The organism is Candidatus Phytoplasma sp. AldY-WA1, from assembly GCF_020312115.2.
In the GTDB taxonomy this organism is placed as follows: domain Bacteria; phylum Bacillota_I; class Bacilli_A; order Acholeplasmatales; family Acholeplasmataceae; genus Phytoplasma; species Phytoplasma vitis.
Window position 1 is genome coordinate 16,831 of sequence record NZ_JAHRHX020000003.1, and the last position, 24,605, is coordinate 41,435.

Consider the following 24,605-nt stretch of genomic DNA (forward strand, 5'->3'; position numbering starts at 1 on the left):
AAATAGACTATTCGAAAGATAATTTATTTTTTTATTTGAAAATTAATTTTCAATTATGGGACATATTTTTAATAAAAAGTATTGTTTTTTATTAATTTATTTATTATAAAATATAAACATTGTTTTGAATATTTTTTTAATTTGAATTTGATTCTATATACGATATTTGATTAATTTAGCTCAAAAAATATTTATTTTAAAATTATATATAGTAGTTTTGAATTAGAAAAAATAATATTATTTTAAAAAAATGTTTAAATTATATAAAAAACATTTATAATATTTTTGGTGGTTTTTAATAAAATCACTTTATAGTTAAAATAAAAAAATAAAAAATAAAAAAATAAAAAAATAAAAAAATAAAAAAATAAAAAAATAAAAAAATAAAAAAATAAAAAAATAAATTAGTAAATGAGGTTTATATAATAATTAATAAAAATTATAATTTTATAAAATTTGGTTCTAAATTGTTTATTGTTGCATTTGTATTTACGTTTTTGATTTTTTATGCTTCTGTTTTTGCTTTGACTAAAACATATTCAAATTCTCCAATTACGAATTCTAATGATATTATCCCAACTAATAATGTTATTTCTGAAAACGACAAATTAAATGAAGAAGAAAATAACAAATTACATGAAGAAAATCGTTCATATGAAAATGAAAATTTATCTGAAAGTTCATCTGAAGAAGAAATAGAAAAAGATAAACCGTTATTAAATAACAAAAATACACAAAATAATAAAATCGGATTAAAACAAATATTCAAAAAATTCAAAACAAAAAAAGATCCAAAATAAATATAAATTATAAAAGAATATTAAATTAAAATATAGAATTTATTTTAATCGTTCTTGTTTTATCTTCTCAAGAAAATAAATAATAAAATAAAATTTAATTTTTTTAAAAAAAAGAATTTCTAAAAGAGGTTCTTTTTTTTAAAAAAATTAATAATTTTAATAAATTTTTAATTTCAAATGTTATAAAAAAATATTTTAATTGATTATATTATTAAAAATATTTTTTAGTTGTGGTCATAATGCTTTTTAATTTAAAAAAATGATTTTAAATATTTGATTAATAATCGTAAATAAACTATAATATGAGTAGAATAAAGTATTGATTTTAAATAAGTGTTTGAATTTGTAAATTTATTTTTTAAAATTATTTTTTATTCTCAGTGTTTATTAAATTTTTTTAAAAAAATTTAATTTTTGTAATTATTTTATTTTAATATTAATAATAAAGAAATATTATTTTAATTATATTTTATGTTAAATTATGTTAGAATTGTTTATGTAATAATTACAAAATTATATTTTTATTATTTATTTATTTTGGTAGCATTTCAAAAAAACACAAAATGTTTTTTTATATTTTTGTATTTATAAATCAAGATTAGGCCCGTTGGAGAAACGGTTAACTCACATGCCTTTCACGCATGCATTCACGGGTTCGAATCCCGTACGGGTCACCAATAATAATATACTAAAAAAAACACCCATAGCTTAATTGGATAGAGCATCTGACTACGGATCAGAAGATTAGGGGTTCGAATCCTCTTGGGTGTGCCATTTGTTTGCTTAATTTTTTATATAATTATTAAGCGGGAAGTAGCTTAGCTTGGTATAGCGCCTGGTTTGGGACCAGGAGGTCGCGGGTTCAAATCCTGTCTTCCCGACCATTATATAAAATAAGCGAATGTCGTATAATGGCCATTACCTTAGCCTTCCAAGCTAAAGATGTGGGTTCGATTCCCATCATTCGCTCCATAAAAATTTAAATATATTAAATTTTTTAAAAATAAATATAAGTATATTCAAATTTTGATTTTAATAAAAAAAAATATAATTCAAATAAATAAAATATTATATTTTTATTTTAATTATATTTTTTTTTATGAATTAGATTATAAATTATATTGACATTTTAATGTTATTTTTATATAATTATATTATAAATTTTAAGATTATTTTTTAAAATGATGTTAATATTATTTTGTTTTTTTATATAAAAAAATAGGTTTAATTGAAAGTTATTAAATTAATTATAGATACAAAATTATCTAGGTAGGGAAGAGTTATATATTTATGGCTGATACTATAAATCAAAATGAAGAGTTAAAATTCAATAATAAAACTTTTTCTATTAATAAAAAACAAGTAGTTCAAAAATGGTATTTAGTTGATGTCAAAGGAAAAGTTTTAGGTAGATGTGCCACTAAAATTGCTAGTATTTTAAAAGGCAAAGCTAAAACTCATTACACTCCGAATGTTGATAACGGTGACTATGTTGCTGTTATTAACGCGTCTAAAATTCATTTAACAGGGAAAAAATGGCAAAAAAAAGTCTATTATAGACATTCAAATTATCCAGGTGGATTGTCTAAAATAACTGCTGGTGAAATGATGAAAAAATTTCCTACTCGTGTTGTTGAAAAAGCTATTTTCGGAATGTTACCACATACTAAATTAGGAAATCAAATGCGTAAGAAATTGTTTGTTTATCCTAATGAATCACATAGACATGAATCACAAAAACCAAAAATTTTAGAGGTATAATTTGTAATGAATAAAAATCAATATTTTGGCTTAGGAAGACGTAAAAGTTCGGTTGCAAGAGTAATTTTAGTTTCAGGTTCTGGGAATATTAAGATAAATAAAAGAGATTTTGTTGATTATATTCCTTCTAAGGACATTCGTCTTGAAACTATTAAGCCTTTAAAATTAACTAAAACTTTAGAAAAATATGATATTGTCGCTAATGTTTATGGCGGAGGAATAACATCTCAAGCGGGAGCGATTCTTTTAGGGATAGCTAGATCTTTAGTCGAAGCAGAACCTAGTTTAAGAGTTATTTTGAAAAAATCTGGATTATTAACTAGAGATTCTCGTTGTGTAGAACGTAAAAAATATGGTTTAAAAAAAGCTCGTCGTGCTCCTCAATTTTCAAAACGTTAATTTTTTATTTATATTTTTCAACTTTGAAAGAGTTTTTTTTACTATAAAAAAGACTCTTTTTTTTATTTAAATATATGCTTGGTATTTTTAAAATATTCAATTTTTTCAGGTTAAGGATTCTATAAATATGAAAGAAATAAGATTACGTTACGCCCCGAGTCCTACTGGTTTTTTACATATTGGAAATGCTAGAACAGCTTTGTTTAATTATTTATTTGCCTGTCGTTATAAAGGTAAATTTATTATTAGGATCGAAGATACTGATTTAAAACGTAATATAAAAGAAAGTGAATCAGATCAATTAGAACAATTAAAATGGTTAGGTTTAGTTTGGGATGAAGGACCAGATTTAAAAGGGCCATTGGGGCCTTATAGACAATCAGAAAGAATATCTATTTATCAAAAATATACTCAGATTTTATTAGATAAAAAGTTAGCTTACAAAGAATATCAAGGAAATAATGATAAATTTGTAGTCCGTTTTAAAGTTCCTTCGAATACTTTATATGAATTTAATGATATCATAAGAGGCAAATTATCTTTTGAAAGTGATCAAATAGAAGATTGGATTATAATTAAGGAAAACGGATTCCCTACTTATAATTATGCTGTTGTTATAGATGATTATTTAATGAAAATATCTCATGTTTTAAGAGGAGAAGAACATATTACCAATACTCCTAAGCAAATAATGATTTATGAAGCTTTTGGATGGGATATTCCTATTTTCGGTCATATATCTTTGATTTTAAATAAAAATAAAAAAAAATTAAGCAAAAGAGATGTTGATATAGTTCAATTTATTAAAAAGTATATTGATTTAGGTTTTTTACCTAAAGCTTTATTTAATTTTTTATTTTTTTTAGGTTTCGCTCCGAAAACTAATAAAACTGTTCTTTCGACTGAAGAAATGATTTCTCTTTTTGATAATACAAGATTCGTTAAAGCGCCAGCCGTTTTCGATGATCAAAAATTATTTTTTATTAATAATCAATATTTAAAAAAAATGTCTTTAAAGTATATAGTTGAAAAAAGTAAAATTTTTTTTGAAGAGAAAAAAATTTTTTTAGAAGATGAATATTTAGAGAAAATAATTATTTTATTCAGAGATAGAATGAATTATATTCAAGAAATTGTAAATTTATATTTAGAATTTTTTGAAGAAAACAAACAAATAGATAATGAAATTATACCTATGATAAAAGAAATAGAAGATTTTTCTGTAATTAAAATTTTAAAAGATTTATTTGTAAAATTAGAAATTTTTCAATCATCTTTTATAGAACAGCTTATTAATAAATTCAGCGACTTAACTAATTTAAAAGGAAAAAAACTTTTTTTAACTTTGAGAATAGCTTGTACTGGAAAGCTACATGGTCCTCACTTGTTAACGTATTTAGAATTGTTAGGTAAACAAAATATTTTAAATAATATTCAAAAATTATTAAATTTCAATTATTAAATATAAATAGAATAAAAAGGATTTTATCTTGAAAATTTATAATTCTTTAACTAATCAAAAAGAAAAATTTTATTCATTAGAAAAAAAAAAAATAAATATTTATGTTTGTGGCCCTACAGTATATGAACATTTGCATATAGGAAATATAAGGTCTTTGATTTTTTTTGATCTTGTTAAAAAATATTTTTCTATTTTAGGTTATGAAGTTCGTTTAATAGTAAATATTACGGATATTGATGATAAAATTATTCAAAAAGCAATAGATAATGAAGTTTCTGAAACACAGATATCTCAAAAATATACAAAACATTTTTTAAATTTATTATCGAAATTAGAAATTACAACAATAGATCAACATCCTTTAGTAACTGATTATATTCCAGAAATAATATCATATATAGAGAAATTAACTCAAAAAGGATATACATATATTATAAATGAAGGAATTTATTTTAAATCGAACTTAATTCCTCATTATAGTTTATTAAGTGATCAAAATTTAACAAAATTAAAAAAAAATTCTAGAAATATAATATTAGATTTTCAAAAAAAAAATAAAGAAGATTTTATTTTATGGAAAAAAACTAAAGTCGGAATTAAATATGATAGTCCTTGGTTTCCTGGAAGACCAGGATGGCACACAGAATGTGTTGTAATGATTAATAGTATCTTTAAAAATACTATAGATATTCATGGTGGAGGAATTGATTTAAAATTTCCACATCATACTAATGAACAAGCTCAATTTTGGGCTATAGAACAAAAAAAATTAGCTAATTTTTTTATTCATATAGGATATGTCGAATATAATAAAAATAAAATGAGTAAATCTTTAGGAAATGTTATTTTAGCGAAAGATTTATTAAATAAATTTGATCCAAATGTTATTAAAATGTTTTTTTTATCTTATCATTATTTACAACCTATTCATTATAATAATAATTTAATAAAAGAAATTAAAGTAAAATATGATAAAATATTTTATACTTTAAATAAGAATAATTTTCAATTAATTTTAAATAAAATTTTTATTAAAGGTGTTGATTCGTTTTATATTGATAAATTTCATTCTTTAATGTCAAATGATTTTGATACTCCTAACATTTTAACTTTAATTGAGGAATTATTAAAAAAAATAAATAAAACCACTGAATTAGAATATTTAGCTAGATTGCAAAATACATTAATTTATTTATTTAAAAGTTTAAATATTAATATTGTTTTAAAAAATGTTACCGAACAACAAATTAAAATTTATTATTTATGGATTGAAAAACATAAAAAAAAGGATTTTTCTGAATCTGATGTTTTAAGAAATATTTTAAAAAAAGATATGCTAATTTAAAAAAATATATTTTTTAAATTTTTCTTATTATACAATAAGTATATAGTTAAAGATGGTATATATAATATGATTAATCAAAAGAAAGATAATCAAATGGAAAGAAATAATTTTTTATTTGGTATCAAAGGACTCAGTTCAGAAGAAGTAGAACAAAAAATAAAAAATAAACAAAATAATGTATTAATAAAAAATATTAATAAAAGTATTTTAGGAATTATTTTAAGCAATGTCTTTACTTTTTTTAATTTTTTATTATTTATAATTACTTGTCTTATTATTCATATAGGACATTATGAACAATTATTTTTTTTGTTTATCAATATGTTAAATGTTTCTATAAATATTTTTCAAGAAGTTAAGGCTAAAAAAACTTTAGATAAAATTTCTATATTAAAATTTAACCATACCAAGGTTATTAGAAATGGTTTTTTAACCGAAACATTAATTGAAAATGTTGTTATTGATGATGTTCTTTTTTTGGAATTAGGTTCTCAAATTGTTGCCGATTCTAAAATAACAAAAGGATTTTTAGAAGTTGATGAATCCCTTTTAACAGGAGAATCTGGTTCTATTTTTAAAAAAGAAGGAGATGTTTTATATTCTGGAAGTTATGTTTTAAGTGGAAATGCTTGTGCTAAAGTTTTTTGTGTAGGTCCTGAAATGTATATTTCTAAATTAACAAAAGAAGCGAAAAAATATAAAAAAATTAAAACACCTTTAATTCAAAATTTATCTTTATTAATTTTGTTTATTTTTTGTTTATTGATTCCGATGTCTTCGATTTTATATTTTTTTCCTAAAACAATTCTTATCAACGAAGAGTCATTTGTTTTAGGTTTATGTGGTTTTGTTTTAGGTACACTTCCTTCTGGATTGTTTCTTTTAACTAGTACTACTTTATTTGTTAGTTTCATTAAATTAGCTAAAAAACAAGCTTATATGAAAGAACTTTTTGGGATTGAAATGTTAGCTAGAATAGATGTCCTTTGTTTAGATAAAACAGGAACTATTACAGATGGCACTATGAAAGTAAAAAATGTTTTAAAATGCAAAGATTCTAATTTATTTCCTGAAGATTTGTTTTTTAATATTATTAATGCTTTTCCTCAAAATAATCCGACTCAAAAAGCTTTATATCAAGCATTTTGTTCTTTGCCGATAAAAAATCAAAAAAAAAATATTTATAAAATTCTAAAAACCAAACCTTTTTCTAGTATTAATAAATATAGCGCGGTAGAGATAGATAAAATGGGTACTTTTGTTTTAGGCGCTCCTGAATTTATTTTAAAAAAACAATTTAGTGAAATTAAAAATGATTTTCAAAAAGAAACTAAATTAGGATATCGAGTTTTACTTTTGGCTCAAACTGATACTTTATTAGATAATATTAATGATAATACTAATTATAAAATTATGTTTTTGATTTCTTTAGAAGAACAAATTAAAGAAGATGCTTTTGATATTATTAATTATTTTATTCAAAACGGTATTAGTGTAAAAATTATTTCAGGAGATAATTTGGAGACAATATCTTATATTGCTAAGAAATTGAATATTATTAAAACCTCAAAACAATCGATTAATTTAATTAATTTAGAATCAAATGAATTAGATGATGTTTCTTCGAAATATAATGTATTTGGAAGATCTACTCCAACACAAAAAAAAATAATTATTCAAAATTTAAAAAAACAAAATCATAAAGTAGCGATGATAGGCGACGGTGTTAATGATATTTTAGCCTTTAAAGAAGCAGATGTATCAATTGCTATGGCTTCAGGAAATGAAGCTTGTAAAAATACTGCTAATTTAATTTTGCTTGATTCTCAATTTCATTCTTTAACTCAAGTAGTTACTGAAGGAAGAAGAGTTATTAATAATTTACAAAAAATTTCTATTTTGTTTTTGACTAAAACAATTGTATCTTTTTTATTAGCGTTTGTCGTTATATTTTGGAACTTTTATTATTGGTATACTAGCAATGAAATGATTCTTCCTTTTCCTTTAAAACCATTACAATTTAATTTAGTTGATACTTTTTTTATTGGCATTCCATCTTTCTTTTTAGCTTTAGAAATGAATAATAAAAAAGTAAATAAATCTTTTTTTAGAATTATTTTGCGACAAGCTTTTCCTTATTCTTTATTAATGGCTTTGTTTTATTTTTCTTTAATATATGTAGTTCCATTAGAAAAATATGAAATAGTTAACATTTCGTCTTTATTAAATATATTTATCGCTTGCGTCTTTTTTAATTTGTTAATATATAGTTGTATTCCTTTTAATAAATGGAAAAAAATATTAATTTGTATAGTTTTTTCTGGTTTTATTTTGAGTTTTTTATTTCTTAAATTTTATTTAAAATGTATATAATTAATTTAATTTTTTATCTAAAGAAAGATTTATAAAAAATGATAGTTTATGGAAAAAATGTAATTAAAGAAGTTATCAAAAACAAAAGGTTCATTCATGAATTATATGTAAATTATAAAATGAAAGATAAATTTTTTTTAGATTTTTTAAATCAAAATAATATTGAATATAAATTTGTAGATAAACATCAATTAAATGAAAAAGCAAATAGTTTTGAACATCAAGGTGTGGTAGCAAAAGTTGAAGATTATAAATATCATAATTTATTTTCTTTTTTAGATTCTGATTCTTTTTATTCTAATAAATTTAAAAGATTTTTAATTTTAGATGAAATTCATGATCCACATAATTTTGGTGCTATTTTAAGAACTATGGAAGCGTTACAATTTGATGGCATTATTATATCTCAAAAAAATCAGGTTCTTTTAAACGGAGCTGTAGCTAAAGCATCTAGCGGAGCATTAGAATATGTTAATATTTTTTTAGTAGATAATTTATTTAAAACTATTATTTATTTACAAAGTAAAGATATTGTTGTTATCGGTACTGATTCAAAAGCTGATTTAAATTTAAATAAATTAAACACAAATTGTTCTCTTGCTATTGTTTTAGGAAACGAAGGGAAAGGAATACGTCCTTTATTAAAACAAAAATGTAATTTTTTAATGAAGATACCTATGAAAGGTCGTATTAATTCTCTTAATGTAAGTGTAGCTGCCGCTTTGATAATGTATACATTACAAAATAAAAATTAATTTGTTAATTTTATAAATAATTTATATGTTAAAATATTTAAAGTTAATAATTTATTTTATTATCATTTTTTGAAGGAAGATTGATTAATTTAGAGATAATGAAAAAAAATATTTTAATTTGTAATTTTTGTTTAAGTCGTAATTATCATGTTACTGTAGCTAACCGTAGTAATCGTTTGATTTTAAAAAAATATTGTCCCCAGTGCAAAAAACATGTTTTGCATGAAGAATCAAAATAATCGATTAAGAAAAGGAAATTTTTATAATGGTATTAAAAAAAAATAAAACAGAAGAATTAATTGTTAATCCTTTATACGATATTATTAAAAACGAATATGGTTTTAAGAATGTTTTTTTTCTAATTTGTTCTATTATTTCTATGGGTTTGTTAAAAACTTTATTTAAACTAGAACATTTTGGAGAAAAAATGTTTTACTCTTTTTTCACTTTATCTTTTTTTGTTTTTTTAATCAGTATTTATCCTTTTATTAAAAAAAGTATAAAAGATATTAATTTGATCGTTTGGCCTTTGTTTCATGAAATTATATTTAAAATAATAAATGTTATTTGTTTTAGTTTGGTTTTGATAGGTATGTTTCAGTTTTTTAATTTTTTATATTCTTCATATATTGATCCATTATCTCCGAAAATATCTTAAAATAACAGAATAGATGTTTAGAAAATGAAAAAAAAAGAGCAAATAAATGATAAAGAATATATTTTAGAAACTGAAAACAAATCAAAAAATGAAGAAGCGAAATGGTATATTGTCCAAACTTATTCAGGTTATGAGAATTCTGTAAGAGAAGACTTATTAAAACTGGTTAATAGCGGATTACCAATTGCTAAATTTATTTTTGAGGCTATTTGCCCTAAAGAAAAATATTTTAAAATAAAATCTGATGGTACTAAACAAGAAAAAGAAAGAAAGATGTTTTCTGGTTACGTTTTTGTTAAAATGATTATAACTGAACATACATGGTTTGTAGTTCGTAATCTACCACAAGTAACTAATTTTTTAGGTTCTATAAAAGGTAGTAATGCTAAACCGGTTCCTTTGAGTGACTCTGAAATAAAACCTATTTTAATTAAAATAGGGCTTATAAAAAAACCGAGTTACGAACATTTAATTAATAAAAAAGTAGAAATTACTAGTGGTTCTTTTGTAGGAAAAATAGGTACAGTATCTTTTATAGATAATAGTAAAAATATAATGATAGTAGAGGTCGATTTATTCGGTAGAAACACTCCTATTGAGATTTCTCTTTCTTCTTTTAAAGAAATTACATAATAATATAATTATTTGAAGTTATACTATTGTTTTTTATTATAAATTATGTTATAATTTTGAGAATTTGTTTTTCTTTATAAAATTTTTATATATAGTTTTATTTTTTATAAAATTTATAAATTTTATAAATTAACAATTTTAATAAACTAATATTAATAAATGAGGTTTTATTACTATAATGGCAAAAACAGTTATTAAAACTATTAAATTACAAATTAATGCAGGAAAAGCTAATCCTGCTCCACCGGTAGGACCAGTTTTAGGTCAAGCACAAGTTAATATACCTTTATTTTGTTCTAGATTTAACGAAGTTACTAAGGACAAAATGGGTTTTACAATTCCTGTTGTTATTTATGTTTATGATGATAGAACTTTTGATTTTGTTACTAAAACTCCTCCTGCTAGCGACCTTTTAAAAAAAGCTGCTAATATTGAAAAAGGATCATCTAATTCTAAAAAAAATAAAGTAGCTACTTTAACGAATAAACAAATAGAAGAAATTGCTCAAAACAAATCTTCTAATTTAAATTCTTATGATTTAAAACAGGCTTGCAAAATAATAAAAGGTACTGCTGTTAGTATGGGTATTGATATAGTTGAATGATTTTTAATATTTTTTAGAAAGAATTTATGTTTGGTAATAAAGTGTTTTGATTATGAAAAGAAGTAAAAAATATTTAAATATTAGTAAGTTGATAGATTTTAGTAAGTTATATTCTATCGATGAGGCTATAAAATTAGTAAAACAAACTAAAGTTACTAAATTTGATTCTACTGTAGAATGTAATTTATCTTTGCAGTTGGATCCTAAAAAAGTAGATCAAAATTTGCGTGGAGCTTTGGTTTTACCTCATGGAAGCGGTAAAAAACTAAAAATTGCTGTATTAGCAAAAGGTTCTAAAGTTAAAGAAGCTGAAGAGGCAGGCGCTGATTATGTCGGTGATCAAGATTTAATCGAACGTATTTCTAAAAATTGGTTAGGTTTCGATGTTTTGATAGCTACACCAGATATGATGCCTTCGATTTCTAAATTGGGGAGTATTTTAGGTCCTCGTCGTTTAATGCCTAATTTAAAATTAGGAACTGTAACAGATAATGTTTTTAAAATAGTTCAAGAAATTAAAAAAGGTAGAATAGAATATAGATTGGATAAAAATGGCAATTTGCATACCATTTTAGGAAAAATTTCTTTTAAAGAAGAAGATTTATTAGATAATTTTAAATTTTTATATGAACATTTAATGTCTATTAAACCTAAGACAGCAAAAAGTAATTTTATTAAATCAATAACTATTTCTACAACGATGGCACCAGGCATTAAAATTGATTTCGCTTCTGTTTAAAAATATAAATTTAAAAATGTAAAAATTTATTTTTAAATTTAGTATTTTTAAAAATTAAGAATAAAAAATAATAAGGATTATTATTGTTATGACAAATCTGGCTATTATTGAGCAAAAAAGAGCTGATGTAGATTTATTAATTCAAAATATTAAAAAATCTGAAATAATTATTTTGTTTGAGTATCAAGGAATAAAAGTAAGTGATTTAACTGAATTACGTGTTGAATTACAAAAACAAAATAGTATGATTAGAGTATATTCTAATAATATATTAAAAAGAGCTTTTAAATCAACTGATTATAATGAATTAGTGGATTTATCTAAATATTCTAAAGCTTTATTATTGAGTTCTGGAGATTCTATTGAACCTATCAAAATTTTATTCAATTTTGTTCAAAAAAATAAATTTTTAAAAATTGTTAAAGGTATTATTGATAATAAAGTATATTCTTGCAATGTTATTAATGAGATAGCAGTTTTACCTTCTAAAGAATATGTATTAGCTATGTTATCATCAGGAATGATGTTCGCTTTAAGAGAATTAACAATTAGTTTGAATATATTATCAAATAAATAATTTGTTTAATTTTATAAAATTTAAATATGATAAAGGAGTTTGGCACAATGGCTAAATTAACTAAAGAAGTTTTTATAGAAGCTTTAAAAAGCATGACTTTGTTAGAAATTAAAGAATTAGTAGACGGTATAAAAGAAGAGTTCGGAGTTGATCCTTCTAATTTGGTATCTTCTGTTTCGAATACTTCTGATTCACAAGGAGAAAAGGTAGAAAAAACTAAAGCTACAGTTATTCTAAAAACTTTTGGAGATGCTAGTAAGAAAATTCCAATTATTAAAGAAATTCGTGAAATAACTGGCTTAGGAATACTTGATGCTAAAAAATTAGCAGAAACACCTAACGCTATTATTAAAAAAGATCTTGAAAAAGCAGAAGCTGAAGAAATAAAGAATAAATTAGAAAAATTAGGCGCTACAGTTGAATTGGAATAATTTTTTAAAATGAGCTATTTTTTTTAATTTAAAACCTAAGATATAGTTTTTCTTAGGTTTTTGTTTTCTTATATTTTATTTATATTTTATTTTTTTAGATTTTTGTTTTTTAAAAGAATAGTTTTATTATATTGGGTTGGAGTTTAAATAAATGAAGAAATATTGTAATATAAAATACGGTACTAAAGCGGAACGTCGTAATTATTCTAAAATTAATTATGATTTTGAATTACCTAATTTAATAAAAACACAAATGGATTCTTTTGATTTATTTTTAAAAAAAGGAATTCAAGAGGCTTTAAATGATATTTCTCCTATACAAAGTTATAACGGTAATTTAAAATTATATTTTGATGATTTTTATTTAAATGAACCTAAATTAGATATTAAAGAAGCTAAAAAAAGAGATTTTAGTTATTTTTCCGAATTATTTGTTAATGTAAGATTAGAAAATGTTTCGACTGGAGAAATTAAAAAAAGTCGAGTTTTAATGACAGAACTACCTTTAATGACTCCTTCGGGAACTTTTATAATTAACGGAACAGAAAGAGTAATTATATCTCAAATTATACGTTCTTCAGGTACCTATTTTACTGAAAAATTTGATTCTAAATTAAATAAAGTTCGTTATGAAGCTCAAATTATTCCTACAAGAGGAGCTTGGATTGAATATGAACAAAGCAATAAAGACATTCTTTATGCTAAATTAGATCATTCCAAAAAAATTCCTTTAACTAAATTTATTAATGTTTTAGGTTTTAATAGTAAAGAAGAAATAAAATCTGTTTTTGGAGGAAATCCTCTTTTAGAATTAAGTTTTAATAAAAATGATGAGTTAAACACAGATGATTCTATTATAGAATTATATTCTAAATTAAATCAAGGTGAAAAAGTTTCTGTTAAATCTGCTCGTGAATTTATTAGTAAAAGATTATTTGATCGTAAAAAATATGATTTATCTTTTGTAGGTAGATATAAACTTAATAAAAAATTAGATGTTTTAAATAGAATTGAAAAAACTTTTTTAGCATATGATTTAAAAGATATTGATACTGGAGAAGTTTTATTTCCTAAAGATACTTTATTAACAAAGGATATTATTGAGGAATTAAAAAATAAAAGACATCATTTTAGAAAAGAATTAATTAATTCTAAGATTAATTTAGAAAATGAAGTTGATGAAGAAGAAAATATTTTTACTTATAAAAAAGATGATTCTGCAGAAAACATTTATATAAAAGAAAATATTTTTCATATTTTAACAGGAGAGATTTTAGTCGAAGCAGACACTTTATTAAACGATGAAGTAAAAGAAATTTTGCAGCAAAATAGAGATAATTTAGAAGAATCTGTTATAGATTTTTTTCTAGAAAATAATAATTTTTATGAAAATGAAAAAGAAACTCAAAGTAAAAATATTTTAAATGAAGTTTTAGTTATTTATGTTTTAGATGATAATGATAATAAACGTTATATTAAAGTAATAGGTAATAATCAAGATGAAAAAGCAAAAAATATTTTTTTATCTGATATTATCGCTAGTATTAGTTATTATTTGAATTTATATGAAAATATAGGTAAAAAAGACGATATTGACTACTTAGGCAACAGAAGATTAAGATTAGTAGGAGAATTATTACAAAATCAATTTCGTATTGGTTTGTCTAGATCTGAAAAAAATATTAAGGATAGAATGTCAACTAGTAAATTTGAAACAACGACAACTAGTGGATTAGTTAATTTTTCTTCTTTAGCGATAGTTATTAAAAGGTTTTTTGGCAGTTCACGTTTATCTCATTTCATGGATCAAATTAATCCTCTAGCTGAATTAACTCAAAAAAGAAAAATTTCTTCTTTAGAAACTGGTGGTATCGATCGTGATCGTGCAGGTCTCGAATTAAGAGCTATACATAATTCTTATTATGGAAGATTATGTCCTATAGAAACACCAGAAGGACCTTCTATTGGTTTGATTTCTTCTTTATCTACTTATGCTCAAGTAGATCAATATGGTTTTATTAAAACTCCTTTTTTTAAAGTGATTCATACTGATGGTTTACATAGGGTATCTAAAGATTTCAAATATTTAACTTCTATTCAGGAAGAAGGACAAATTATTGCTTCAGCAGATACTATTTTAAACGAAGATAATACTTTTAAACAAAATAAAATTATCGCTAGAAAAAATGGAGAAATAGGTCTTTATGATGTTTCAAAAGTTAATTATATTGATGTTTCTCCTAAACAAATAGTTTCTGTAGCAACTTCTACTATTCCTTTTTTAGAACATAATGATGCTTCTAGAGCTTTAATGGGAACAAATATGCAACGCCAAGCTTTGCCTTTATTGATTACAGATTCTCCTATTGTAGGTACAGGAACCGAGCATAGAGTAGTAAAAGATTCTGGTTGTTTGATTTTAGCTGAAAAAGATGGTTTTGTTTCTTATGTTGATTCTAAAAAAATTATCATTAAGTCTGATGACGAAACAGAAAAAGTTTATAAATTAACTTCTTTTGCTAAATCAAATCAAAATACTTTGATTTTACATAAACCTATTGTTAAGAAAAATGAATTCGTGAATAAAAACGATATTATAGCTGATGGCCCAGCCACTGATAAAGGTGAATTAGCTTTAGGAAAAAATATAACTGCAGCTTTTATGACTTGGGATGGTTATAATTACGAAGATGCTATTATTATGTCAGAAGATTTAGTTCGTAATGATGTTTATACTTCTGTTCATATCACTAAATATGAAATTTATGCAAGAGAATTAAAAAAAGGTTCTGGTAAAGAAGAGATTACTCGTGAAGTTCCTAATGTAAGTGCCGAAGCTATTAAAAATCTAGATCACAGAGGAATTATTATTCCAGGGTCAGAAGTTAAAGAAGGCGATATTTTAGTAGGTAAAATAATTCCTCAAGGAACTTTTGAACCTTTACCTCATGAAAAATTAATTTACACTATTATAGGAGAAAAAGCACGCGATTATAAAGATGCTTCTTTAAGAGTTCCTTTTGGAAAGTCAGGAGTCGTTCAAAGCGTCGAATATTTATCTGTTTCTAATGGTGATGTTTTGTCTACACCAGGTGTAAATCAAAGTGTTAAAGTTTATATTGCTCAAAAAAGAAAAATTAAAGAAGGCGATAAAATAGCAGGGCGACACGGTAATAAAGGTGTAGTTTCTCGTATTTTACCTAAAGAAGATTTACCTTATATGGCTGATGGTACAACTATTGATATTATGTTAAATCCTTTAGGTGTTCCGAGTAGAATGAATATTGGACAAATTTTAGAAATGCATTTAGGTTTAGCTGCTAAAAAATTAGGTATTAAAGTAGCTACTCCAGTTTTTGATGGCGTTGATAATGAAGATTTGAAAGATATTATGAAAGAAGCTAATTTATCTTTAGATGGTAAAATGACTTTATACGATGGTAGAACTGGTGAACCTTTTGATAATCCTATTTCTGTAGGTATATTATATATGATTAAATTATCACATATGGTAGATGATAAGTTACATGCTAGAAATGTAGGCCCTTATACTTTAATAACAAATCAAGCTACTCGTGGTCAAGGAAGTAGTGGTCCAGGTGGACAAAGAATTGGGGAAATGGAAGTATGGAGTTTATATGGTTACGGTGCAGCTTATACCTTAAGAGAGTTTTTAACTGTCAAAAGTGATGATATAATAGGACGTAATAAAACTTATAACGCTATAGTTAAGGGATTGCCTTTGCCTAAACCTTCTATTCCTGAAAGTTTTAGAGTATTTTCTAAAGAATTACAATCTTTAGGTTTACATGTAGAGCTTATTGAAGCTAATACTAAGGAGAATAAAGTTCATCATTCTTTAGTTAATAAAAACAAGGAGTGAAAGCTATCAACTAATTATGGAAATAAATGATAAAATCGAAAATTGTAATGTTTCTGAATCAACTGTAGAATCATTAAAATCAATCGGAATTAATTTTTTGGAAGATTTTAATTCTTATACTTTATTAGATTTACAATCTTTATTAAATGAAGATTGTTTTTTTGACATTATTCCTATTTTAAAAAAAAATTTTTTACCTGAAAATTTAGAAAATTTAAATTTAATAAATGATATTATTGTAATTTTATATAATAATAAAATTAAGACATGTCGTGATCTTTTAACAGCTGATCCTAATTTTATATATCATTTATTTGAAAAAGAAAATTCTTCTTATTTCGAAGATATTAAAAAATTTTTTTCTTTATATAAACATAATTTTGAAACAAAAATAAATGTCGAAAACGAAAAATCTGATGAACCAGTTTCTTTTGAAAAAAAATATGGAAGTCGTGAATACGATTATTTTAAAATTCGTTTAGCGTCTCCTGATGAAATTAGAAAATGGTCTTATGGCGAAATTGTTAATTATGAAACTATTAATTATCGTACTTCTAAACCAGAAATGGGAGGACTTTTTTGTCCAAAAATTTTCGGTCCTTATAAAGATTTTCAATGTGCTTGTTTAAAAAAAAAAATATCAAAAACTTTTAAAATTTGTCCTAAATGTGGTGTTGAAATAACAGAACAAAAAGTACGTCGTGAAAGAATGGGGCATATAGAATTAGCTTCTTGCGTTGTACACACTTGGTACTTAAATAGTTCTCCGAGTAGATTAGCTATTATTTTAGGAATGAAAGCCAAAGAATTATTAGAAATAGTTTACTATGTTTCTTATATTGTTATGTCTCCTGGAAATACAAATTTAGAAAAAGGACAGTTGATATCAGAAATTCAATACGGTCATTATTTAGAAAATAGCAACAACTTTGTCGCTTTAACAGGTGCAACAGCTGTCAAAGAATTGTTAAAGGAACTAGATTTAAATGCTAAAATAGAAGAATTAAAAAATCTTTTAAAACATATTTCGAAACAAAAAAGAGATAATATTATTAAGAGATTAGAAATTCTTATATCTTTACAACAATCTGATAATAAACCTGAATGGATGGTTTTAGATGTTTTACCAATTCTTCCTGCTGATTTAAGACCAATTGTTCCTTTAGATGCAGGACGTTTTGCGACTACTGATATAAATGATTTATATAGAAGAATTTTAAATCGTAATAATCGTTTAAAAAAACAAATTAAACAAAAAGCTCCTAGATTAATTATTAAAAATGAAAAAAGAATGTTACAAGAAGCTGTAGATGTTTTATTTGATAATGTTAAAGTTAATAAAAAAAATAACTCTAATATGGAAAAAAATAAAACATTAAAATCTTTATCAGAAATGTTAAGAGGGAAACAAGGACGTTTTCGTCAAAATCTTTTAGGAAAAAGGGTTGATTATTCAGGAAGATCAGTTATTATTGTTGGCCCAGAATTAAAAATTCATCAATGTGGACTTCCGAGAAAAATGGCTGTTATTTTATTTAAACCTTTTATTCTGAATAAATTACAAGAAGTTAAAGGAATTGATAGAAGAAGTGCAACAGCTTTATATGAAAAAATGAATGAATATGTTTTCGAAGTTTTAGAAGAAGTTGTTAAAGAACATCCTGTTTTATTAAATAGAGCACCTACTTTGCATCGTTTAGGGATTCAAGCTTTTGAACCGAAATTAATTGATGGTAAAGCTATTAAATTACATCCTTTAGTAACACCAGCTTTTAATGCTGATTTCGATGGTGATCAAATGGCCGTTTATTTACCTCTTTCTTTAGAAGCGCAAGCAGAAGCTCGTTTGTTGATGTTAGTTTCTAATAATATTTTAGATCCTAAAAATGGTAATCCGGTTTTATCTCCTTCACAAGATATGGTTTTAGGTAATTATTATTTAACCATTGAGGAAAAAAAAGATCGTGTTATAAATGGTTTTGAATCAGAAAAAAGAACAAAAGAACACAAATATAAACATCGTAATGAAGGAAAAATTTTCTTTGATTTAAAAGAAGCAGAATTAGCATTTTATAATAAAGAAATTCATTTGCATACAAAAATTTTAGTTAAAACAAAAAATATTAATTCTTATTTTACTCCTGAGCAAAAAGAAAAATATTTAATAACTACTTTAGGAAAATTAATTTTTAATAGTATCTTACCTTCTAATTTTAATTATATTCAAGAACCAACTCTTTTTAATTTAGAAGTTAAAACTCCAGAATGTTATTTTATTTCGAAAGGCATAAATCCTCAAAAGGTTTTAGCCGAATCATTATATATCGAACCTTTCAAAAAAAGATTTGTATCTTTGATTATAGATTCTGTTTTCAAAAAAAGCAATATTACTGAAACATCTAAAATGTTAGATAATATTAAAGATTTAGGATTTAAATATTCTACTATTTCCGGAATTACTATTTCTCATAATGATATTAATGTTTATTCTCAAAAAGAAAAATTATTAGATTTAACTGAAAATAAAATAATAGAAATAGAAAAATTTTATGATAATGGTTTTTTAACAATTTCAGAGAAGAAAAATTTAGTTATTCAAGAATGGAAAGTCGTTCGTGATAAAATACAAGAAGGATTAATGAAAGAATTTGATAAAGATAATAATTTATTCATGATAAGTGATAGTGGCGCTCGTGGAAATACTTCAAATTTTTCTCAATTATCAGGAATGAGAGGATTAATGAATAGTCCTAAAGGAGAAATTTTAGAAATTCCTGTAAAAACTTCTTTTAAAGAAGGATTGACAGTTTCTGAATTTTTCATTTCTACAAATGGTGCTCGTAAAGTTTCTACTGATACTGCTTTAAAAACAGCAGAATCAGGATATTTAACACGTAGATTAGTTGATGTAGCTCAAGATAATATTATTACTATAGAAGATTGTGGAAGTGATAAAGGTTTATTTATTGAATCTATTAAAAATGATAAAGAGATTATTTCTTTAGGACAACGTATTTTTAGTCGTTTTGCCGCTGAAGATATTTTAGATGTTAAAACAGGACAAATTATAATTAAAAAGAATGAGATGATTGATAAAGAAATTGTCGCTAAAATTAACTCGTTAGGTATAGAAAAAGTTAAAATTCGAAGTGTTTTAACTTGTAATGCAGAATATGGTATTTGTGCTAAATGTTATGGTTTAAACTTAGCTAGTAATAAAAATGTCGAAATAGGAGAAGCTGTCGGAGTAATAGCAGCTCAGTCTATTGGTGAACCGGGTACACAATTAACAATGAGAACTTTCCATACAGGAGGAGTTTTAGCGGTTTCTGATATTACTCAAGGTTTACCAAGGATTCAAGAATTATTTGAAGTTAGAATACCTAAAGGAAAAGCTGTTATCAGTGAATATGATGGGTTTGTAAAAGAAATTAAAAATATAAATTCTTATTCATCGCAAATTATTATTATTCCTGATTATGATAAAGACATAACATATGTTTATGATGTTTTTTCTAATTCAGAAATTTTAATCCAAAAGGACATGCGTGTTTATGCTGGTCAAAAGTTAACAACAGGTTCTATTGATTTAAAAGAATTATTAAGAGTTACTAGTGTAGAAGAAACGCAAAAATATATTTTAGAAGAAGTTCAAAAAGTATATCAATCTCAAAGTGTTACCATTAGTGATAAACATATAGAAATTATTATATATCAAATGTTTAAACAAATTTTAGTTATTTATGAAGGAGACACTGATTTTTTACCAGGAACTGAAGTTTCTATCAAAAAATTTAAAAAAGTTAACTTAGAAATGTTACGTCAAAATAAATCGTTAGCCGTAGGTCGACCTGTTTTATTAGGAATTACAAGATCTTCTTTAAAAAGTGATTCTTTCCTTTCTGCCGCTTCTTTCCAAGAAACAACTAAGATTTTAATTGATGCTGCTATTAAAGGTCAATCAGATTATTTATATGGTTTAAAAGAAAATGTTATTGTAGGAGGATTAATTCCTGCAGGTACAGGTATTTTAGAGCATCATAATTTTAAATATCCTTATGAAAAGATAAAAAATGATACGGATTCATAATTATATTGTTTTTTGTTTTAAAAAAAGTTATAATTATAGTATAAAAAATTTCGTTTATAATTATTAAAAAAAACTTAATATTAATAAAAAAATGTATTATTAATTTTAAAAAAATATTATTTTAAAAAGGAGATGTTATATTAAGATGCCTACTATTGCTCAGTTAATTAAAAAAGGAAGGATTGATAAAACTTATAAAAGTAAATCACCATCTTTAAGATATAGTTTTAATAATTTAAAGAAAAAAATTAAAAAATATAATTCTCCTCAAAAATCAGGAGTTTGTATTAAAGTGTCGACTATGACACCAAAAAAACCTAATTCTGCTTCAAGAAAATTTGCTAGAGTTAGATTAAGTAATGGTACTGAGGTTAATGCTTATATTCCAGGAATAGATCATTCTTTGCAAGAACATAGTGTTGTTTTAGTTCGTGGTGGAAGAGTCAAAGATTTACCTGGAGTACGTTATCATATAGTTAGAGGAGCTTTAGATGCTACTGGCGTTGCTAATAGAAAACAAGGTCGTTCTAAATATGGTTCTAAAAGAGTTGTTAATAAAAAGTAAAAAAATATAATTAATAAAAATTTTAAAAAGGCAAGGTTTTTTTAAATGTCACGTAAAAAACGTATTTATAGAAAAAATTTAACACCGGATCCTGTTTATAATTCTAAGTTGGTAACTAAAATTATAAATACTATTATGAAAGATGGTAAAAAAGAAGTTGCCAAATCTATTTTATATGGCGCTTTTGATAGAGTAAAAGAAATAACTAAAAGAGATCCAATAGATGTTTTTAATGAAGCTTTGAGTAATATTATGCCTATTTTAGAAGTACGTACGCGTACTATAGGAAGTCAAAATTATCAAGTTCCTTCAGAAGTTCGTCCTGAAAGACGTCAGTCTTTAGGATTAAGATGGTTGATTCAATATTCTCAAAAAAGAAATGAAAAAACTATGAAAGAGAAATTAGCAAAAGAAATTATTGATGCTTCTTCTAAAACAGGAATAACAGTTAAAAAACGAGAAGATACTCATCGTATGGCCGAAGCTAATAAAGCTTTTGCGCATCATCGTTGGTAAGATAGACGAGAATATTAAGGAGTAATATTTTATGGGACGCCAATTCAAAATTGATAAAATACGTAATATTGGCATTATGGCACATATTGATGCTGGAAAAACAACTACAACAGAAAGAATTTTATTTCATACTGGTAAAATACATAAAATAGGTGAAACTCACGAAGGTGCTTCACAAATGGATTGGATGGAACAAGAGCAAGAAAGAGGAATTACAATTACTTCGGCAGCTACTACTATTTTTTGGAAAGAACATAAAATTCAAATTATTGATACTCCTGGACACGTAGATTTTACAGTTGAAGTTTCTCGTTCTTTAAGAGTTTTAGATGGAGCAGTAGTTGTTATAGACGCTCAAGCAGGAGTTGAACCTCAAACAGAAACCGTTTGGCGACAAGCAACAGAATATAAAGTTCCTAGAATTGTTTTTGTCAATAAGATGGACAAAGTAGGAGCAGATTTTGAATACGCTATTAGTACTTTAAAACAAAGATTAGGTGTAAAAGTAGCTGCTATTCAATGGCCTATCGGAAAAGAAAGTAATTTTATTGGTATTATTGATTTATTAGAAATGACTGCTTTTAAATATAATAATAATTCTTTCTCAGAAGATGGTGAATTTATAGATATACCTCAAGATTTATTAGAAATAGCCGCTCAAAAAAGACAAGAATTAATAGAATTATTATCTGAATTTGATGATGATTTGATGGAACTTTTTTTTCAAAATAAAGAAATTAGTGCTGATGTTTTGAAAAAAGTTATTAGAAAAGCAACTTTAACTGTTGATTTTTTTCCTGTTTTATGTGGTTCTGCTTTTAAAAATAAGGGAGTTTTGAAAATCTTAGATGCTATGATTGATTATCTTCCTTCTCCTATTGATATTCCAGCCATAATAGGTTTAGATATTGATAATAATGAAGTAATTCGCAAAGCTTCTGATGATGAACCTTTTACTGCTTTAGTTTTTAAAATTATGACTGATCCATTTGTAGGACGTTTAACTTGTTTAAGAATTTATTCTGGTGTTTTAAAAACTGGAACTTATGTTAAAAATGCATCAAAAAATGTTAAAGAACGTATAGGACGTTTATTACAAATGCATGCCAACAAAAGAGAAGAAATTCAGGAAGCTAATGCTGGAGATATCGTGGCTGTTATAGGATTGAAAAATGTTACTACTGGAAACACTTTAACTTCAGAAAATGATTTTGTTATTTTAGAATCCATGAATTTCCCTGAACCAGTTATAGAAATCGCTTTAGAACCTAAAACTAAAAATGATCAAGATAAAATTTCTGTCGCTTTAAGTAAATTAGCGGAAGAAGATCCTACTTTTAAGGTTTATATCAACCATGAAACAGGACAAACTATTATTGCTGGAATGGGCGAGTTACATCTTGATATTATTATGGATCGTTTAAAAAGAGAATTCAAAATAGAAACCAATGTAGCTAAACCACAGGTAGCTTATAGAGAAACTTTAACTCAAGTTACAGAGACAGAAGGAAAATTTATACGTCAGTCTGGAGGACGAGGACAATACGGTCATGTTTGTATGCGCTTCGAACCTAACGAAGGTAAGGGATTTGAATTTGTAAATAAAATTGTTGGTGGTTCTGTTCCTCGTGAATATATTCCTGCCGTAAAAAAAGGTTTAGAAGAATCTTTAAGTAATGGTATTATTGCTGGGTTTCCTTTTATAGATGTAAAAGCGATTTTATTTGATGGTTCTTATCATGATGTTGATTCATCAGAAATTGCTTTTAAAATTGCAGCTTCTATTGCTTTAAAAGAAACAAAAAAAAATGGCGGTTTAGTTCTTTTAGAACCTATTATGGATGTAGAAGTAATAACTCCAGATAATTATGTAGGGAATGTTATTGGCGATTTAACATCTAGAAGAGGGAAATTAGAAAATCAAGAAAATCGTGGAAACGCGGTTGTGATTAGAGCTTTTGTTCCTTTATCTGAAATGTTTGGATATGTGACTAATTTACGTTCTAATACACAAGGCAGAGCAAGTTTTGTTATGCAATTTGCTAGATATGCTAAAACGCCAAATAATATTACCGAAAATATTATTAAAGAGCGTAATTAATATATAATATTTATGTAAAAGATAAAAAAATAAAACAAAGGAGGCCTTTTAAAATGGCTGAAATATTTTTAAAAGACAAGTTAAATTTAAACGTAGGAACTATTGGTCATGTAGATCATGGTAAAACCACTTTAACTTCTGCGATAACTAATTATTTGTCAGAACAAGGATTAGCGAAAAAACAAAATTACGAACAAATAGATAAATCTCCTGAAGAAAAAGAACGTGGTATCACAATTAATTCTACATGCATAGAATATCAAACAGCTAAAAGACATTATTCTCACATAGATTGTCCTGGACATGCTGATTATATTAAGAACATGATCGCAGGAGCTTCGCAAATGGATGCAGGTATTTTAGTAGTTTCTGCTGTAGACGGAGTAATGCCTCAAACAAAAGAACATATTTTACTTGCTAAACAAGTAGGAGTTCCTAAATTAGTAGTTTTTTTAAATAAATGTGATTTGGTAGAAGATAAAGATATTTTTGAATTAATAGAATTAGAAATTAGAGATATTTTAACTTCTAATGGTTTTGATGGCGAAAACACACCTATTGTTAGAGGTTCTGCTTTACGTGTTGAAGGTATAAAAGAATTACTTGATACTTTAGACACATATGTTGAAGATCCAATACGTGATTTAGATAAATCTTTTTTAATGCCTATTGAAGGTGTTATTAACGTAAAAGGAAGAGGAACTGTTGCTACAGGACGTGTCGAAAGAGGACAAATAAAACTTTCTGAAGAAGTTGAAATCATAGGTATTAAAGAAACTAAAAAATCTACAGTAACTGGTTTACAAATGTTTCATAAAAATTTAGATAAAGAAGGCGCTTTGGCTGGTGATAATATTGGTATTTTGTTACGTGGTGTTAATTATAAAGATATTCAACGTGGACAAGTTATATC

At 24.6% G+C, this 24,605-nt stretch carries 20 protein-coding genes and 4 tRNA genes; all 24 read left to right on the forward strand.

Going from position 1 to position 24,605, the window contains the following annotated elements; genetic code table 11:
- Window positions 1-467 precede the first annotated feature (467 nt).
- The gene (locus KTO59_RS00435) at window positions 468-800 is read left to right on the forward strand and encodes a hypothetical protein (protein WP_284928165.1); all 333 of its coding nucleotides are present in this window, start codon (window positions 468-470) and stop codon (window positions 798-800) included.
- Between the two features lie 601 nt (window positions 801-1,401).
- A tRNA-Glu gene (locus tag KTO59_RS00440) sits at window positions 1,402-1,477 on the forward strand.
- A gap of 20 nt (window positions 1,478-1,497) precedes the next feature.
- Window positions 1,498-1,574: transfer RNA gene (locus tag KTO59_RS00445), tRNA-Arg, on the forward strand.
- Between the two features lie 33 nt (window positions 1,575-1,607).
- Window positions 1,608-1,684, forward strand: a tRNA-Pro gene (locus KTO59_RS00450).
- 13 nt (window positions 1,685-1,697) lie between these two features.
- Window positions 1,698-1,772, forward strand: a tRNA-Gly gene (locus KTO59_RS00455).
- A gap of 318 nt (window positions 1,773-2,090) precedes the next feature.
- Complete coding sequence (rplM, locus tag KTO59_RS00460; protein WP_284928166.1) at window positions 2,091-2,561, forward strand: 50S ribosomal protein L13; 471 nt, start codon at window positions 2,091-2,093, stop codon at window positions 2,559-2,561.
- Window positions 2,562-2,567: 6 nt separating this feature from the next.
- Window positions 2,568-2,960: a 30S ribosomal protein S9 gene (gene rpsI / locus KTO59_RS00465; protein ID WP_225696174.1), complete on the forward strand. Its 393-nt coding sequence runs from the start codon at window positions 2,568-2,570 to the stop codon at window positions 2,958-2,960.
- A gap of 127 nt (window positions 2,961-3,087) precedes the next feature.
- Window positions 3,088-4,422, forward strand: a complete 1,335-nt coding sequence (gene gltX, locus KTO59_RS00470) for a glutamate--tRNA ligase (RefSeq protein ID WP_284928167.1) — start codon at window positions 3,088-3,090, stop codon at window positions 4,420-4,422.
- A gap of 28 nt (window positions 4,423-4,450) precedes the next feature.
- Window positions 4,451-5,767, forward strand: a complete 1,317-nt coding sequence (gene cysS / locus KTO59_RS00475) for a cysteine--tRNA ligase (RefSeq protein WP_284928168.1) — start codon at window positions 4,451-4,453, stop codon at window positions 5,765-5,767.
- A gap of 66 nt (window positions 5,768-5,833) precedes the next feature.
- Window positions 5,834-8,140, forward strand: a complete 2,307-nt coding sequence (locus KTO59_RS00480; RefSeq protein WP_284928169.1) for an HAD-IC family P-type ATPase — start codon at window positions 5,834-5,836, stop codon at window positions 8,138-8,140.
- A gap of 38 nt (window positions 8,141-8,178) precedes the next feature.
- Entirely contained in the window at window positions 8,179-8,895 is a 717-nt protein-coding gene (rlmB, locus tag KTO59_RS00485; protein WP_284928170.1) for a 23S rRNA (guanosine(2251)-2'-O)-methyltransferase RlmB, read from the forward strand.
- 98 nt (window positions 8,896-8,993) lie between these two features.
- The gene (gene rpmG / locus KTO59_RS00490; RefSeq protein WP_225696169.1) at window positions 8,994-9,134 is read left to right on the forward strand and encodes a 50S ribosomal protein L33; all 141 of its coding nucleotides are present in this window, start codon (window positions 8,994-8,996) and stop codon (window positions 9,132-9,134) included.
- Window positions 9,135-9,160: 26 nt separating this feature from the next.
- Window positions 9,161-9,553 (forward strand): preprotein translocase subunit SecE, encoded by a 393-nt coding sequence (secE, locus tag KTO59_RS00495; protein WP_225696168.1) that lies wholly within the window; start codon window positions 9,161-9,163, stop codon window positions 9,551-9,553.
- 24 nt (window positions 9,554-9,577) lie between these two features.
- Window positions 9,578-10,186, forward strand: coding sequence for a transcription termination/antitermination protein NusG (gene nusG, locus KTO59_RS00500; protein ID WP_225696167.1), 609 nt, complete (start codon window positions 9,578-9,580; stop codon window positions 10,184-10,186).
- A gap of 178 nt (window positions 10,187-10,364) precedes the next feature.
- Window positions 10,365-10,790 (forward strand): 50S ribosomal protein L11, encoded by a 426-nt coding sequence (rplK, locus tag KTO59_RS00505; protein ID WP_225696166.1) that lies wholly within the window; start codon window positions 10,365-10,367, stop codon window positions 10,788-10,790.
- A 52-nt stretch (window positions 10,791-10,842) separates the two neighbouring features.
- Window positions 10,843-11,529, forward strand: coding sequence for a 50S ribosomal protein L1 (gene rplA / locus KTO59_RS00510; protein WP_263864481.1), 687 nt, complete (start codon window positions 10,843-10,845; stop codon window positions 11,527-11,529).
- Between the two features lie 88 nt (window positions 11,530-11,617).
- The gene (gene rplJ / locus KTO59_RS00515; RefSeq protein WP_225696165.1) at window positions 11,618-12,106 is read left to right on the forward strand and encodes a 50S ribosomal protein L10; all 489 of its coding nucleotides are present in this window, start codon (window positions 11,618-11,620) and stop codon (window positions 12,104-12,106) included.
- A gap of 47 nt (window positions 12,107-12,153) precedes the next feature.
- The gene (rplL, locus tag KTO59_RS00520; RefSeq protein WP_225696164.1) at window positions 12,154-12,537 is read left to right on the forward strand and encodes a 50S ribosomal protein L7/L12; all 384 of its coding nucleotides are present in this window, start codon (window positions 12,154-12,156) and stop codon (window positions 12,535-12,537) included.
- Window positions 12,538-12,688: 151 nt separating this feature from the next.
- Window positions 12,689-16,420 (forward strand): DNA-directed RNA polymerase subunit beta, encoded by a 3,732-nt coding sequence (gene rpoB, locus KTO59_RS00525; protein WP_284928171.1) that lies wholly within the window; start codon window positions 12,689-12,691, stop codon window positions 16,418-16,420.
- 16 nt (window positions 16,421-16,436) lie between these two features.
- Window positions 16,437-20,510, forward strand: a complete 4,074-nt coding sequence (gene rpoC / locus KTO59_RS00530) for a DNA-directed RNA polymerase subunit beta' (protein WP_284928172.1) — start codon at window positions 16,437-16,439, stop codon at window positions 20,508-20,510.
- Between the two features lie 145 nt (window positions 20,511-20,655).
- Window positions 20,656-21,075, forward strand: a complete 420-nt coding sequence (rpsL, locus tag KTO59_RS00535; protein WP_225696161.1) for a 30S ribosomal protein S12 — start codon at window positions 20,656-20,658, stop codon at window positions 21,073-21,075.
- Between the two features lie 45 nt (window positions 21,076-21,120).
- Window positions 21,121-21,591, forward strand: coding sequence for a 30S ribosomal protein S7 (rpsG, locus tag KTO59_RS00540; RefSeq protein ID WP_225696160.1), 471 nt, complete (start codon window positions 21,121-21,123; stop codon window positions 21,589-21,591).
- Between the two features lie 31 nt (window positions 21,592-21,622).
- Window positions 21,623-23,692: an elongation factor G gene (gene fusA / locus KTO59_RS00545; protein WP_284928174.1), complete on the forward strand. Its 2,070-nt coding sequence runs from the start codon at window positions 21,623-21,625 to the stop codon at window positions 23,690-23,692.
- 53 nt (window positions 23,693-23,745) lie between these two features.
- The coding region (locus tag KTO59_RS00550; RefSeq protein ID WP_284928175.1) for a GTP-binding protein at window positions 23,746-24,605 on the forward strand (860 nt) is incomplete at its 3' end.